The sequence below is a fragment of the Lysinibacillus sp. FSL K6-3209 genome (assembly GCF_037976175.1).
Lineage (GTDB): Bacteria > Bacillota > Bacilli > Bacillales_A > Planococcaceae > Lysinibacillus > Lysinibacillus sphaericus_D.
In genome coordinates this window covers 3,090,811-3,106,893 of sequence record NZ_CP150264.1, presented here as the reverse complement: position 1 = coordinate 3,106,893, position 16,083 = coordinate 3,090,811, and the positions used below count along the sequence as shown (strand labels likewise).

Below are 16,083 nucleotides of genomic sequence, written 5' to 3'. Positions count from 1 at the left end.
TTGACTTCGCTCAAACAAAAGTTTATAATGCAAACAAATATAATAAAAGGTGATGCTATGAATGAAAGAGAACAAGCGGTACTGGCTTTAATTCGCAAAAATCCGTTTATGTCTCAGCAAGAGATGGCAGATAAGATGAATCTGTCCCGTCCAGTACTTGCGAACTTAGTGTCGAGCTTAACGAAGCAAGGGAAAATTGTCGGTCGTGCTTATATTTTACCTGAGGAAAATGAAATTATTTGTATCGGTGGCGCGAATCTCGATCGCAAATTTCATGTAAAAGGAACTGTCCAATTAGGTACTTCGAATCCTGCTAGTTCCTCATTCAGTGTAGGTGGGGTTGGGCGCAATATTGCAGAAAATTTAGGCCGACTTAATCATCAGGTGACGTTATTAACGACAGCAGGTAAAGATGCGGATTGGCAAGTAATCCAAGAAGCATCAGAGTCATTTATGAATTTGCGCTATGTCGAGCAGTTACCAGATGCTTCAACTGGTTCTTATACTGCGATTATGGACGAGCAAGGTGAGCTTGCATTAGCTGTGGCGAACATGGAAGTTTATGATTTATTGTTGCCGAGTTTGTTAAAGAAATACGAGGCAATGCTTATGAATGCTGGCTGCTTTATTATGGATTTAAATTGCCCGAAAGAAACAGTGGTGTATATCCAACAAGTCGCGATTGCGCGCGCTATTCCATTTGTTATCGTTCCGGTATCTTCTCCTAAAATGAATCGACTACCGGATACATTGCAAGGTGTTACGTGGTTTATATGTAATACGGACGAAGCAGAAACGATTGTTGGTCATACAATCAATAACGAGGCAAACTATGACCAAGCGATTCAAAAGCTTCTACAATTAGGAGCAGAGCATGTCATTATTACGGCTGGTAGCAAAGGGGTCTATGCTGCCTCTACCACTAGTCCACCACGTCATTTTGCTGCGAAAGCAATAAAGAAAATTGAAGATGTAACGGGCGCGGGTGACGCTTTTGTAAGTGCTGTCATTCATAGTTGGTTAAGGGGGCAATCGTTTGAAGTTTGCATAGACGCAGGCTTAACGAATGCTAAAAATACATTGGCATCCCCATATACAGTAAGACCTGAACTATCAGAAGAATTGTTGAAAAGTGAAATGGAGGAATAACATCATGAAAGAATTCATCGTATTATCAGAAGAAGTAAAAGCTGGACAAGCAAAAGGGCTACCCATTGTTGCATTAGAGTCAACAATCATTTCACATGGTATGCCATATCCTCAAAACGTACAAACAGCACGTGAAGTAGAGCAAATTATTCGTGATAACGGTGCGGTGCCTGCAACAATCGCGCTTATTGATGGGAAAATTAAAATCGGTTTATCTGACGAAGAACTTGAAATGTTTGGGAATGCACAAGGTGTTGCAAAAACTTCTCGTCGCGACTTAGGCTATTTATTGGCTACGAAAAAATTAGGTGCGACAACAGTTGCTGCAACAATGATTTGCGCTGAGCTTGCAGGCATTGATATTTTCGTTACAGGTGGTATTGGTGGTGTACACCGTGGTGCTGAAACAACAATGGATATTTCAGCAGACTTAGAAGAATTAGCACAAACAAATGTAGCTGTTATTTGTGCAGGTGCGAAATCTATCTTAGATATCGGTTTAACATTAGAATATCTTGAAACAAAAGGTGTACCAGTAGTTGGATATGGCACGTCTGAGCTTCCAGCATTCTACACTCGCCAAAGTGGATTTGATGTCAACTTTAAACTAGATACACCAGAAGAAGTTGCAGCAATGTTGCGTGCTAAGTGGGATTTAGGCTTACAAGGCGGCGCAGTTATTGCAAACCCTATCCCTGAAGTCGATGCACTAGAGCATGAATTCATCACAAGCATTATTGAAAAGGCTTTACAAGAAGCTGAAGAAAATGGTATCCAAGGTAAAAACGTAACACCATTCTTACTTGGTAAAGTAAAAGAGTTAACAGAAGGTAAGAGCCTTGATGCTAATATCGCATTAGTGAAAAACAATGCAGTAGTTGGTGCGAAAATTGCAGTGGCTTACAACAAAGCAAACTAACAAGTAAATGAAAGACTCTTTGCGAAGCAAATCAGCCTAGCAAAGGGTCTTTTTATTTATAATAATGAATATTTTTTCCATTTATGAAACTTGTTCACGATATTATCTAAACTATATGACACAGTCCCTTTACAATCGACCTCTATTTTTTATACAATTAAGTTTATATCTAATCTGAAAAATTTGACGAGCAAGGTGGACATGTTATGGCGAAAGAGCAAATTTTGACTCCTGAGGACGTTTTTGAGTTAGTCAAATCCTACATGAATGAGGAAAATGTCGCATTCGTGAAAAAAGCATATGAATTGGCAAGAGATGCGCATATTGAGCAATTCCGTAGCTCTGGTGAACCGTATATTATTCACCCAGTGCAAGTTGCCGGTATTTTAGCTGAATTACAAATGGATCCAGAAACTGTGGCAGCAGGCTTTTTACACGATGTTGTCGAAGATACGGAATTTACACGTGATGACCTAGTCCGTGAATTTGGCGAGGAAGTAGCAATGCTCGTTGATGGTGTGACGAAGCTAGGGAAAATAAAATATTTATCGAAAGAAGCACAGCAGGCGGAAAATCACCGTAAAATGTTTGTCGCTATGGCACAGGATATTCGCGTTATCTTAATTAAGCTTGCGGATCGTTTGCACAATATGCGTACCTTAAAGCATTTACCTGCTGAAAAACAACGCCGTATTTCGAAAGAAACGCTTGAAATTTTTGCTCCCCTTGCACATCGTCTAGGAATTTCGACAGTAAAATGGGAGCTGGAGGATACTGCACTACGTTATTTAAATCCACAGCAATATTACCGTATTGTCAGTCTCATGAAGAAGAAGCGCGATGAACGTGAGGCTTATTTAGACAATGTTATGGGAGAAATGAAATCCCAGCTTTCTGAAGTCGAAATTGATGCGGATATTTATGGTCGTCCGAAACATATATACAGCATCTATCGTAAAATGGTGCTCCAAAAAAAGCAATTTAACGAAATTTATGATTTGTTAGCCATTCGCGTTTTAGTTGATAGCATAAAAGATTGCTATGCAGTGTTAGGTATTGTGCATACATTATGGAAGCCGATGCCTGGGCGTTTTAAAGATTATATTGCAATGCCAAAGCAAAACTTGTATCAATCGTTGCATACAACGGTCATTGGTCCATACGGAGATCCTCTAGAAGTACAAATCCGTACAAAAGAAATGCATAAAATTGCTGAATACGGGATCGCTGCTCACTGGGCTTATAAAGAAGGTAAAAAGATTGATATTGAAAAACAAAATGTCGATCAAAAATTAACGTGGTTTAGAGAAATATTAGAATTCCAAAACGAGTCTTCAAATGCCGAAGAGTTCATGGAATCTTTAAAATTCGATTTATTCTCTGATATGGTGTACGTGTTTACACCGGAAGGGGATGTAATAGAATTGCCAGCTGGTTCTGTACCTATCGATTTTGCATACCGTGTGCATTCAGAAGTCGGTAATCGTACAATCGGTGCAAAAATTAATGGCAAGATGGTGCCGCTCGATACACCATTAAAAACGGGTGATATTATTGAAATATTAACATCAAAGCAATCTTTCGGTCCAAGTCGTGACTGGCTAAAAATTGCGCAATCATCCCAAGCAAAAAATAAAATCAAGCAATTTTTCAAGCGTCATCTTCGTGAAGAAAATATCATCAAAGGGAAAGAGATGATTGAAAAAGAAATTCGCGCGCAAGATTTCGACATGAAAGAAACAATGTCAGCGGAAAACTTAAAACGTGTCTGCGATAAATTTAATTACACGAATGAAGAAGATTTATATGCCGCAGTTGGTGTAAATGGTATTACAGCGCAACAAGTTGTTAATCGTTTAGCCGAAAAACGTCGTAAAGAGCGTGAACAAGAAGAAGCACTTGAAAAAATTGAGCAAAAAATGAAAAATCCTATTCCACAAAAACGCACAGAGTCTGGCGTTATTGTAAAAGGAATTGACAATATGCTCATTCGATTGTCTCGTTGCTGTACACCAGTGCCAGGTGATGACATTGTCGGTTTTATTACGAAAGGACGAGGTGTTTCCGTACACCGTGCAGATTGTCCAAATATTCAAATTGAGGATGAGCAGGAACGTATTATCGAAGTTGAATGGGAGAACGGGCTTACACCTGAGAAAAAAGAGTATCCTGTCGATATCGAGGTATCTGCCTTTGATAGACCTGGTATTTTAAATGAAATTATGCAAATCGTAAGCGAGACGAAAACGAACATTTTAGCTGTGAGTGGCCGTGCTGACCGTGATAAAATTGCCACTATTCACCTAACGATTTCAATTTCGAATATTTCCCATCTGCATAAGGTTGTTGAACGTATAAAACAAACACCTGATATATATTCAGTGCAACGTGTAATTAACTAATAACTACAGCAAATAACAAGAGAAAAGAATAGTGTAGATTTTGATAGATTGAGGGGTTTAACATTATGAAAGTAGTTTTACAGCGGAGTAAGGCTGCATCTGTTACCGTACAAGGAGAAGTAACAGGTGCTATTGATAGTGGCTATGTGCTTCTTGTAGGCATTACACATGAAGATACAACAGAAGACGTGGCCTATCTAGCAAAAAAAATCGCTAATCTACGCTTGTGGGAAGATAGTGAAGGAAAAATGAATCATTCTATTTTAGAGCATGGAGGCGCAATCCTATCGGTTTCCCAATTTACATTGTATGGAGATACGAAAAAAGGTAATCGTCCAAGCTTTACAAGTGCAGCAAGACCAGAAATGGCTGCTCCATTGTGGGAGACATTCAATGATGCATTACGAGGGTATGGCCTACAGGTTGAAACAGGGATTTTCGGTGCGATGATGGATGTTGCATTGACAAATGATGGACCTGTCACAATTCTACTGGAGTCAAAATAGAGTTACATTTCCTATCATTCCTTCATATACTAAAAAGAATGGCTAAATGCGGGAAGGAAGTGCAATTTCGATGACGCAAATGGGAAGAGTGTCGAATCCTTATTTATATGAAACACTGAAAATGATGATTGGCCAAATGATCGTTGTTCAAACGAAGAAGAATATTCAACAAGGTCATTTGACCTCCATATTACCAGACCATATCGTTATCGAAATTAATCGTACACCTTTCTTTATTCGCATGGAGGAAATTGTATGGGTCACATTGGCGATAACATAAATAAATCACATATAAAAACCTTCATTTTCTTAAGCATATAGAAAATGAAGGTTCTTTTTTATTCGTGTGCATCAAAATAATCTAAAATGCCTTGATAGATGCCAAGTGAGGCTTGTTCTCGGAATTTAGCTGTTGTAATAACTCTTTCTTCATTGGCATTACTTAAAAAACCGAGCTCGATCAGCACTGCCTTTTGTCGATTTTCACGTAGTACTAAATAATTCCCTTGTTGTGTACCACGATCTTTCAAATTAACTTTACTAGCTAATCCATTGTGTATGGCTTCAGCAAGCCCTTTTTGATTGTTGTTTAAATAATAGGAGGTAAAGCCAGAAATTGAGCTATTGTCAGTTGCATCATAGTGAATACTGATAAAAGCGTCCGCATCATGCTGGTGGGCAATGGACACCCGTTTACGAAGTGCTACATATTCATCTGATTCACGTGTCATGACAACATTTGCACCTGCTGCACTTAACTTGGAAGCAAGCAGAGATGCCGTTTTCAATGTAATGTCCTTTTCATCCGTCCCGCGTTGTCCAGTCGTTCCATGGTCATTTCCACCGTGCCCTGGATCTACGACAATTGTTAGTCCGTTTAAAGTGCCCTTTTTTCGTGGCTCAGACTTTGTTTTGGTAGTTGTTTTTGTTGCTGCATTATTTTGAGAAGTAGTCACAACCCAATTGGCAACGAAAGCGGTTTTATCTTCTAATTGAATTTCGTAAAAATCATCTTTAGCCCCTACAATGGGAAAAGTTTCACCTGCATCTACACGTTGCACAACTTCCGCAGTGGTTGTCGCATCTGTGCGTAAGTTGGTGCCATTATAAATAATTGTGACAGATTCAAGTGTTGATGATGAAGATGATGTTGCTGTTTTCGAAGTCGTTTTCACCGCATTTGAAAATGTCCCATAGAAACTATATACCCAACCAGCTTTTTTGTTACTATATTGAATTTGCACCCAATTGTGCTCTTGAGCAAGCACCTTATAAGATTGTCCTTTGGAAACAGTCCCTAGAATTTTGGATGTTAAATCGGCTTTTTTTCGGACATTTAACGTATCGACTAAAATCGTAAAAGTAGTCCCTTTCGATTCGGTTGTTGTAGATACTTCAACTACTGGTTCAGTAGTTGTTTTTTCCGCTTTTTCATTAATCGTCACATAGTCTGAAGATACCCAACCAATTAGCCCATTCCAATTGATCTTTGCCCATTCACCATTTTCTGTTATTAATGTGGCTTGATTACCTGTTGACAGTTGTCCAAGAACAGGAGACGCAATATCTGGTTCCGTACGGATATTTAGACGATCAACTTGGGAAATAACAGTTTTATCTATTGTTTGTTGCTCATTTATGGATGCTGTTAGCCATGAAGCTACCCATCCTTCGAAATCGCCTGTTTTTACTTGAATCCAGTCTCCCTCGCGACCGATAGATGTTAACGAATCGCCTTCTTCTAATGTGGTAATAATGGGGTAAGACAGCCCAGGTCCTTCGCGTAAATGAAGTATGGTTCCAGTAACTTTTAAATCACTTGTATCGGCCAGTGCTAGTTCTTTGTCGCTGATATGTGGTATCATAAATGCTAATAATAAGACAAAGATAATAGTTTTATGTATAAGTTTTGTCGTCATCGAACCCCTCCTTTCCTTGTGCTATTTTACCATGCTTTTATGCTAAAATTCGAGGGAAAAAGGTAACAGAAATCGTTTTTTTAACAACTGTATGATGAAAAACAAGAAAACAGTTGACATTACCTTATGTTGTGACTAACATAAAGGGTAATCAAAAAATGATTAACCGCTTATGACCAAGCAAGTAGCATATACCTCTATTGGAAAAGAGAGGGAAAGACTTAGGCTGCAATCTTTCCTACAAAAATGTATAAGGCGAATAACACTTGAGAGGCTTTTTTCTGAAAAGGAATACTTAGTAGGAAAAAACGGAATCGGCCGTTACCCGATTATGAGGAGGACGCAATATACGTTATGCGTCAACTAGGGTGGAACCGCGGAAGCATATACAGCTCTCGTCCCTTGCAATTATGCAAGGTGACGAGGGCTTTTTTTGTTGGATTTCTTTTGAACAAGGTCGGTCTATCTACAGTATGTTCGTATTTTACATACGAAGGCTAGCTCATAAGCAATTGAAAAGGAGGTATTTTCATGACTTTTAAAGTGCCACGAGGAACACAAGACATATTGCCAGGTCAATCAGAAAAATGGCAAAAGGTTGAATCGATTATTCGTGATATATGTCGTGTCTATCGATATAACGAAATTCGTACGCCGATTTTTGAACAAACAGATTTATTTGCACGCGGTGTTGGTGAAACAACGGATGTTGTCCAAAAGGAAATGTATACATTTGAAGACCGCGGGGGTCGTTCATTAACATTGCGCCCTGAAAATACAGCTGGCGTTGTACGTGCCTATGTAGAACATAAAATGTTTGGGGCACCTGATCAGCCTGTCAAGCTATCTTATATTGGACCAATGTTCCGTTATGAACGCCAACAGGCTGGTCGTTACCGTCAATTCGTGCAATTCGGCGTTGAAGCAATTGGCTCAGCGGATCCTGCTATTGATGCTGAAGTCATTGCACTAGCTATGGACATTTATGAATCAACAGGCTTAAAGGATTTAAAATTAGTGATCAACTCTCTTGGGGATAAAGAAACACGTGATGCCCATCGGACAGCGTTGATTAACCATTTCGAGCCACATATTCACGAATTTTGTGCAGATTGCCAAAATCGTTTGCAAAAAAATCCGTTACGTATTTTAGATTGTAAAGTAGACCGTGAGCATCCATTAATGGCTTCTGCACCTGCATTAACAGATTTTTTAACAGACGATTCAGCGGCATATTTCGCTCAAGTTAAATCGTATTTAGATACGCTTGGTATTACGTATGAAGTAGATCCAAACTTAGTACGTGGTCTTGACTACTATAACCATACTACATTTGAAATTATGTCTACTGCTGATGGCTTTGGTGCTATCACAACACTTTGTGGTGGTGGTCGTTACAATGGATTAGTAGAGGAAATTGGTGGTCCTAATGTACCAGGTATAGGCTTTGCGTTAAGTATTGAGCGTTTATTATTAGCGCTTGAAGCTGAAGCAGTGGAGTTAGATACAGAATCAGCGTTAGATGTTTACATGATTGCCATGGGTGCTGAAGCAAAGCTAAAGGCGGTAGAGCTAACAAGTTCATTCCGTGCAAAAGGCATTGCAACCGACATGGATTACCTAGATCGTAAAATGAAAGCCCAAATGAAATCTGCAGACCGATTAGGTGCTCAATATACAATCGTCTTAGGTGAAACAGAAATGGAAGAACAAGCAGCGACAGTCAAACATATGGCAACTGGGGAGCAACAAAAAGTCGCTTTCTCAGAATTAGTGAACTACTTACTTAAATAAATGAAATAGATGTTGGAGGAAATACAAAATGGCAAAAAGAACTCATGCTAGTAACGAACTTTCTGAAACGTTACAAGGCGAACACGTTGTATTAAAAGGTTGGGTGCAACGCCGTCGCGATTTAGGTGGTCTAATTTTTATCGACCTACGTGACCGTACAGGTATTACACAAGTTGTATTTAGCCCTGATGTAGCAGAAGCACATGCTTTAGCTGATAAAGTGCGTAGCGAATACGTAATCGAAGTTGAAGGGAAAGTTATTCTTCGTGCAGAAGATCAAATCAACCCGAATGTGCCAAACGGAAAAATCGAGGTTGAAGCGACAAGCTTAATTGTAATTAATACAGCAAAGACGCCGCCGTTCCAAATTGAAGATCGCACAGACGTTTCAGAAGACTTACGATTAAAATATCGTTATCTAGATTTACGTCGTCCAGTGATGTTTGATACGTTCAAAATGCGTTCAGACGTAACACGGACAATTCGTAACTTTTTACAAAATGAAGGTTTCTTAGAAGTAGAAACGCCAATTTTAACAAAATCAACGCCAGAAGGTGCCCGTGACTACCTAGTACCATCACGTGTACATGAGGGAGAGTTTTATGCCTTACCGCAATCTCCGCAACTATTTAAACAGTTATTAATGGTAGCAGGTTTTGAGAAGTATTTCCAAATCGCTCGTTGTTTCCGTGACGAAGATTTACGTGCTGACCGTCAACCTGAATTTACTCAAGTGGACATTGAAACAAGCTTCTTAACACAAGAAGAAATTTTGGAAATGAATGAACGATTAATTCAAGCTGTTATGAAAGATGTAAAAGGCATCGACATTCCAGCACCGTTCCAACGTATGAAATACCAAGAAGCGATGGATCGTTATGGCTCAGATAAACCAGATGTTCGCTTCGGTTTAGAGCTAGTAGCATTAAATGATATTTTTGATGGCTGTGATTTCAAGGTGTTTGCTGATACAGTAGCGCAAGGCAAGCAAGTGAAAAGTATTAACATCAAAGGTGCGGCTGATAAATATTCACGTAAAGATATGGACGAACTTACAAAATTCGTTGGTATTTACGGGGCAAAAGGTCTTGCTTGGTTGAAAGTAACAGAAGAAGGTTTAAATGGACCTATCGCAAAATTCTTCGATGAAGCGTTAGCAGCGGCTTTAATGGAGCGCATGGGTGCTGAAATTGGTGATATTTTAGTATTCGTAGCTGACAAAGCTCCTATAGTAGCAGCATCTCTAGGTGCTCTTCGTACAAAATTAGGTCAAGATTTAGGCTTAATCGATGAATCTCAATATGCCTTCTTATGGATTACGGACTGGCCGTTGTTCGAGTACTCTGAAGAAGATGGTCGCTACTATGCAGCGCATCATCCATTCACACGTCCATTTGACGAAGATATCGAATTAATGGACACAAATCCTGCTGCAGTGCGTGCACAAGCTTACGATATCGTGTTAAACGGTTATGAGCTTGGCGGTGGTTCACTACGTATTTATGAGCGTGATTTACAAGAAAAAATGTTTAAACTACTCGGTTTCACAGAAGAGGAAGCAAAAGCGCAATTCGGCTTCTTATTAGAAGCATTTGAATACGGTGTTCCTCCTCATGCTGGTCTTGCATTTGGTCTTGACCGTTTCGTTATGCTACTTGCAGGACGTACGAATTTACGTGATACAATTGCATTCCCGAAAACAGCAAGCGCAAGTTGCTTATTAACGGATGCGCCAAGCGAAGTATCTCCTGATCAATTAAGCGAATTAAGTCTCGCGATTAAATCTTTTAAAAGATAAAAACAATACAGAATACCTAGATTCTCTAACAATAAATGTTGGGAATCTAGGTATTTTTTGTTTATTTCGAAATTATCGCTAGAAATCGTTTGAATTATCTGAAATATGGTGTTATGATAACTGTAATACGAATCCTGATGTGTTTGTCTAACTGCTAACTCTATTTAACAGTTTTGACCGAACACTATATCGTCGGGAGCCATCTAATTTTGTAGTGGCAAACAAGCCCCATACGGAGAGGGACGTTTAAAGCTATGAAGAGGGCACCCACCTGCAAATTGCGGGTTCAAAACGAATGTTTCATTGGCATTACGGCACTATCGGGATTCGTCCATACATAGAGTGCTAGAATGTAGATAGGGCAAAGTCGTAAATTTTGCTAGTCTTTCTTTTACAGATATAAAATTTAAAAGAGCATTCGTTAATGGAAGCGGATAGCAACGCTTACAGAAAAATGAGGCTGGGACATAACTAAAAAAATTTAAAGAACAGAGGAAAGGTGTTCGTAAATTTTTGCTATTATGGGAACTTGGCTATTTGCAAAAAAATAAAAGTGTTCACTAGTTGTTGGTAGCGAAGGCGGTGACTCCTGCTCAGAACGCACACACCGTAAGACGCTGGCATTCCGCGCGTTAGCGAGGGTTGCGGCTTACTGTGCTGAGCGGAAAGCGCCGCCGAAGCGGACAACAACGGCGCAGCAAAAAAGTGTTAGATTGATGGCAGTCAATCTAACACTTTTTCTCTTTTGTCCCAGCCCCTTTTTCTATTGGGATTAGCTTATTTTAAGTCAGGACTTTTTTGTTAAATTGAAAGAAAAATAAGAAAAATTGTAAAAATTACTTTTTATTTTCAAATGAACACACTATAATTGGTATAGACAACTAGACCATAATGCAAATAGATGTCTTTTTCTTGCACAGCCAAGTTGTTAAAAGCAAAGGCAGTGGAGGTGTTGAATTGAGCCACAGATTATTAATTTCCAATGTCACGATCGTCAACGATACCGACTTGCCGTTCAAAGGTGATGTTTTCATTGCGGATGGTCGGATTATGAAAGTAGGCAATGAATTATTCGATCAGGCAGAGCAATATATTGATGGTAAGGGAAAAGACTGGCTGCTATTCCCTGGTTATATTGATATGCATATTCATGGTTCTGCCGGAAGTGATGTGATGGATGCCACCGAGCAAGCATTACATCAAATGTCCCGATCCTTAGTACAAGAAGGTGTCACAGGCTTTCTTGCTACGACCATGACACAGGCAACAGATACCATTGAGCAAGCATTAAAGACGATAGCACAATTTGAAAATGATGAAGATGAAGCCACATTGTTAGGTGTGCACGTTGAAGGACCCTATGTGTCACCAAAGCGAGCAGGTGCCCAACCAGTGGACTATATGATTTTACCATCAATCGAGCAATTTGCTTATTGGCAACAATTGAGTCACAACCGTATTAAACAAATCACTGTCGCTCCAGAGCTGGAGGGAGGTATAGCGTTTATCAAAGCGCTACATAAACAAGGCGTAATTGTTTCAATTGGCCATTCAGATGCAACGTTTGAAGAGGTCGATAGAGCAGTGGCAGTTGGTGTGAGACAGGCAACGCATTTATACAATCAAATGAGACCATTCCATCATCGCAATCCAGGAGTAGTCGGTGGTGTACTTCTTGAAAATGCAGTGAAAGTTGAAATCATCGCGGATTTTGTCCATTGTCATCCTATGTCCATACAACTTGCTTACCGACTAAAGGGGGCAGCGGGAATTATCTTAATTACGGATGCAATGCGTGCGAAAGGATTGCAATATGGCAATTATGATTTAGGTGGTCAAACGGTCCATGTTACAGCAAGCGGAGCGCATTTACCCAATGGCGCATTAGCTGGTAGTATTTTAACGATGGAACAAGCAGTGAAAAATATGAAAGCGGTCACAAACTGTTCACTGTCAGAACTTGTTGCCATGTCTTCTGCAAATGCTGCACAGCAATTACAGCTACGTTCGAAAGGTCGTATCGCAGCAGGCTTTGATGCGGATGTGATTTTGTTAGATCAACAGCTAAATGTAGAAAAAACTATTTGTCGGGGGAAAGTTGTATTTGAGAAATCATAGTAAAACGCGTTAGGAAGGTGCCAAGCTTGTTAGATAAAAATTCTCATATACCAATCTATATACAAATAGAGGAAATATTAAAGCAAAGAATTTATTTAGAGGAATACAAAATAGGAGAAAATATTCCATCAGAACGAGAGCTATCAGTGCAATTTGATGTGAGTAGGATGACTGTCCGTCAATCTATTACCAATTTAGTAAACAGTGGATTGCTCTATCGTGAAAAAGGAAGAGGTACGTATGTAGCCAATCCGAAATTGGAACAACCATTAAAGGGATTAACAAGCTTTACAGAAGATATGCGTGCAAGAGGAATGGAACCGAGCAGTAAAGTTTTGCGCTTTGAAAAAATTGTGCCACCTCTAGACATAGCCGGTGACTTGTTGTTAGAACCTGGGGAGGAAGTATTTTTTGTCGCACGAATACGAAATGCCGATTCTAAACCGATGGCAATAGAAAGAACGTATATTCCAGTGAAAGTTTATCCTGAATTAGATGAGAAAAAAATTATGGGCTCATTGTATGCACTGATAGAAGCAAAATTTCATCAGAAAATTGGCAATGCTATTCAACAAATGGAGGCAGCTATTGTGGCGAAGGAGGACAGTAAATATTTGCAAATTAATAGTACAGCACCAGTGTTAATTATTAAACGAACAAGTTATTTAGCTGACGGTGTGCCATTTGAACTTGTACGAAGTACTTATCGTGCAGATCGATACAAATTTATAAGCGAAATTAAAAGGTGATGCGATGCGAGCTTATTTTCATGAACTTCAAAAACTATTAGATATTGTGCTAGAGCAGGAAAATGCACTGATAGCCGAAGCGGCACAACAGATTGTTTTGCGTCTCCAACGTGGAGGGATTGTGCAATTGTTTGGGTGTGGGCATTCACATCTATTAGCACAAGATGCTTTTTATCGTGCTGGAGGGCTTGTGCCTGTACGTCCTATAACAATAGAGCCATTAACTTTATATGCAGGTGCTTTGACATCTTCGAAAAATGAAAAAGACCCAACAATTATAGCGCGCCATAAAGATCATTTTCATTTTCATGCGTACGATGTATGTATTGTTATTTCAACGTCTGGGCGAAATTATGCCCCAATCGATGCCGCATTGTTAGCCAAACAATCGGGTGTCCTCGTCATGTCTATGCAATCACTTGCGTATCGCCAACAACCAACTCGTCATCATAGTGGTAAGCGATTAGAGGATGTGGTCGATGTTGTTATTGATACACATATCCCTGTAGGAGATGGCTTATTACATCTACAGCAGATGCAATATGCACCAGCGTCAACGGTTATTGGTTCTGCTATTCTTCAGGCGTTATTTAGCCAAGTTATTGAAATAATGGCGGAGTGTCAGGGGATAGTACCTGTTTTTGAGAGTAACAATGTAGAGTCAAATTTGCATCATAATGATGTTATGATTGCGAACTATCAATCTCGGATTAATTTTGAATGAAATTTGGAGGGATATCGATGAAAAAAACATTTAAGATTACAACACCAGAAGGCTTACATGCTCGACCAACAGCATTATTAGTAACTGCTGTAACACCATTTGCTTGTGATGTTCAGTTAACTTACAATGACAAGTCTGTCAATTTAAAATCAATTATGGGCGTTATGGCACAAGGAATCGTAACAGGAAGTATTGTGACGATTTCGGCACAGGGGACAGATGCAGATCAGCTAATGCAAACTGTGACAGAGGTAATCGTAACGAAAGGAATTGGTGAAGAATGTTAGAGATAAAAGGTATTGCCGTTTCTGAAGGCATTGCCTTTGCTGATGCTTATTGTTTAGTGGAACCAGATTTATCATTTAAAAAAGAGACGATTACTGATGTTCAGGCAGAAATTGAACGTTTTAAAAAAGCGCTAGCGCAATCGAAAGTGGAATTACAAGAAATCGTAACAAGCGCGCAGGAAAAGTTTGGTGAAGAAAAGGCAGCGATATTTGTTGCCCATTTACTCTTATTAGAAGACCCTGAAATGTTAGCCGCTATTGAAGAAAAAATGAAATTAGGCAGCAACGCGGAGTATGCATTACATGAAGTTTCAAAAATGTTTATCTCGATGTTTGAAGGAATGGATAATGTTTATATGCAGGAGCGAGCGGCGGATATTCGTGATGTATCGAAGCGATTATTAGCGCATTTATTGCATGTGGAATTACCTGATATTCGTCGTTTGGCATCAGATGTCATAATCGTTGCTGAAGATTTAACTCCATCGATGACAGCACAATTAGATACCAAATATGTCAAAGGTTTTATTACAGATATTGGTGGGAGAACATCACATTCTGCTATTCTCGCACGCACGCTAGATATTCCAGCCATCGTGGGAACAAAAACGGCTACAAAGGAAATTAAACACGGCACGCCCCTTATTATGGATGGTACAAAGGGCAACATTCTTATGAATGTAACACCAGAAATGGCCGCTTTTTATATGCAACAGCAACAAGTGCAACAGCAACAACGAAGTGAGCTCTCTCAATATGTTACATTGTTGAGCCAAAGTGCTGATGGGCACAGTGTAGAGATTGCTGGTAATATTGGCAAGCCTGAAGACGTAGAGAAGGTATTACTTGCTGCGGGGGACGGTATCGGTCTTTTTCGAACGGAGTTTTTGTATATGGAGCGGCAAGAACTCCCGAATGAAGAAGAACAGTTTCAAGCCTATCGTACGGTTCTTGAAAAAATGCAAGGGAAGCCTACGATTGTTCGTACATTAGATATTGGGGGTGATAAGCACCTGCCTTACTTAAAGCTACCATCTGAAATCAATCCGTTTTTAGGCTACCGAGCGATTCGAATTTGCCTAAATCAACAAACCATGTTTCGTACACAACTGCGTGCTTTACTACGAGCGAGTGCCTATGGCAATTTGAAAATTATGTTTCCGATGATTGCAACGTTAGAGGAATGGCGCATAGCGAAGCAAATGTTAGTAGAAGAAAAAGCTCAATTGCAAGCACAAGGGGTTGCAATAGCTGATGCAATAGAAGTTGGCATAATGGTGGAGATTCCTGCGACCGCGATGATTGCTGATTTATTTGCACAAGAAGTGGATTTTTTCTCAATCGGGACAAATGATTTAATACAATATATGTTAGCTACAGATCGTATGAATGAAAATGTTTCTTATTTATACCAACCCTATCATCCGGCTGTACTAAGACTGATTAAACAAATTATTGATGCGGCACATCAACAGGGGAAATGGGTAGGAATGTGCGGTGAAATGGCAGCGGATGAAGTGGCGATACCAATTTTACTGGCTCTCGGTTTAGATGAATTTTCCATGAATGCCGCTTCTATTCTCAAAGCAAGGGCACAGATTGCAAAGCTTTCAAAAGAACAGTTAGGCCAACATATTGAGGTTATTTTAATGTTAGCAACGGCTTCTGAAGTTGAAGCGTATATAAAACAATATTTAATAATGTAATTATTCAATTCT

At 39.5% G+C, this 16,083-nt stretch carries 13 protein-coding genes, 1 other RNA gene and 1 other annotated feature; of the genes, 13 read left to right on the top strand and 1 reads right to left on the bottom strand.

Going from position 1 to position 16,083, the window contains the following annotated elements:
- Positions 1–27: 27 nt before the first annotated feature.
- The 5 genes from MHH88_RS15150 to MHH88_RS15130 all read left to right on the top strand — a co-directional run bounded on the left by MHH88_RS15150 (position 28) and on the right by MHH88_RS15130 (position 5,256).
- Complete coding sequence (locus MHH88_RS15150) at positions 28–1,149, top strand: carbohydrate kinase (protein WP_339259093.1); 1,122 nt, start codon at positions 28–30, stop codon at positions 1,147–1,149.
- A gap of 4 nt (positions 1,150–1,153) precedes the next feature.
- The gene (locus tag MHH88_RS15145) at positions 1,154–2,068 is read left to right on the top strand and encodes a pseudouridine-5'-phosphate glycosidase (protein WP_069513333.1); all 915 of its coding nucleotides are present in this window, start codon (positions 1,154–1,156) and stop codon (positions 2,066–2,068) included.
- 206 nt (positions 2,069–2,274) lie between these two features.
- Positions 2,275–4,470 carry a bifunctional (p)ppGpp synthetase/guanosine-3',5'-bis(diphosphate) 3'-pyrophosphohydrolase gene (locus MHH88_RS15140; protein WP_024363150.1) on the top strand — a complete coding sequence of 732 codons (2,196 nt, stop codon included), beginning with the start codon at positions 2,275–2,277 and terminating at the stop codon, positions 4,468–4,470.
- Positions 4,471–4,535: 65 nt separating this feature from the next.
- Positions 4,536–4,976: a D-aminoacyl-tRNA deacylase gene (gene dtd, locus MHH88_RS15135; RefSeq protein ID WP_339259089.1), complete on the top strand. Its 441-nt coding sequence runs from the start codon at positions 4,536–4,538 to the stop codon at positions 4,974–4,976.
- Positions 4,977–5,055: 79 nt separating this feature from the next.
- Entirely contained in the window at positions 5,056–5,256 is a 201-nt protein-coding gene (locus MHH88_RS15130; protein WP_339259087.1) for a DUF2642 domain-containing protein, read from the top strand.
- A 58-nt stretch (positions 5,257–5,314) separates the two neighbouring features.
- On the opposite strand, the gene MHH88_RS15125 is transcribed toward MHH88_RS15130, so the two are convergent.
- Positions 5,315–6,895: an N-acetylmuramoyl-L-alanine amidase gene (locus tag MHH88_RS15125; RefSeq protein ID WP_339259085.1), complete on the bottom strand. Its 1,581-nt coding sequence runs from the start codon at positions 6,893–6,895 to the stop codon at positions 5,315–5,317.
- Positions 6,896–7,058: 163 nt separating this feature from the next.
- Positions 7,059–7,301 (top strand) — a binding site (T-box leader).
- 125 nt (positions 7,302–7,426) lie between these two features.
- Between MHH88_RS15125 and hisS the strand changes: the two genes are divergently transcribed.
- The 8 genes from hisS to ptsP all read left to right on the top strand — a co-directional run bounded on the left by hisS (position 7,427) and on the right by ptsP (position 16,071).
- Positions 7,427–8,689 (top strand): histidine--tRNA ligase, encoded by a 1,263-nt coding sequence (hisS, locus tag MHH88_RS15120; RefSeq protein WP_024363146.1) that lies wholly within the window; start codon positions 7,427–7,429, stop codon positions 8,687–8,689.
- 28 nt (positions 8,690–8,717) lie between these two features.
- Positions 8,718–10,487, top strand: coding sequence for an aspartate--tRNA ligase (gene aspS / locus MHH88_RS15115; RefSeq protein WP_339259084.1), 1,770 nt, complete (start codon positions 8,718–8,720; stop codon positions 10,485–10,487).
- Between the two features lie 128 nt (positions 10,488–10,615).
- Positions 10,616–10,818: non-coding RNA, 6S RNA (gene ssrS, locus MHH88_RS15110), on the top strand.
- 626 nt (positions 10,819–11,444) lie between these two features.
- Positions 11,445–12,605, top strand: a complete 1,161-nt coding sequence (gene nagA / locus MHH88_RS15105) for an N-acetylglucosamine-6-phosphate deacetylase (RefSeq protein WP_339259083.1) — start codon at positions 11,445–11,447, stop codon at positions 12,603–12,605.
- Positions 12,606–12,631: 26 nt separating this feature from the next.
- On the top strand, positions 12,632–13,354 hold the full coding sequence (locus MHH88_RS15100; RefSeq protein WP_339259082.1) for a GntR family transcriptional regulator: 723 nt from the start codon (positions 12,632–12,634) through the stop codon (positions 13,352–13,354).
- 4 nt (positions 13,355–13,358) lie between these two features.
- Positions 13,359–14,078, top strand: coding sequence for an SIS domain-containing protein (locus MHH88_RS15095; RefSeq protein ID WP_339259081.1), 720 nt, complete (start codon positions 13,359–13,361; stop codon positions 14,076–14,078).
- Positions 14,079–14,095: 17 nt separating this feature from the next.
- Positions 14,096–14,365 (top strand): HPr family phosphocarrier protein, encoded by a 270-nt coding sequence (locus MHH88_RS15090; RefSeq protein ID WP_024363141.1) that lies wholly within the window; start codon positions 14,096–14,098, stop codon positions 14,363–14,365.
- Complete coding sequence (ptsP, locus tag MHH88_RS15085) at positions 14,359–16,071, top strand: phosphoenolpyruvate--protein phosphotransferase (protein WP_339259080.1); 1,713 nt, start codon at positions 14,359–14,361, stop codon at positions 16,069–16,071. The genes MHH88_RS15090 and ptsP overlap by 7 nt, the downstream gene beginning before the upstream one ends.
- Positions 16,072–16,083: the final 12 nt, after the last annotated feature.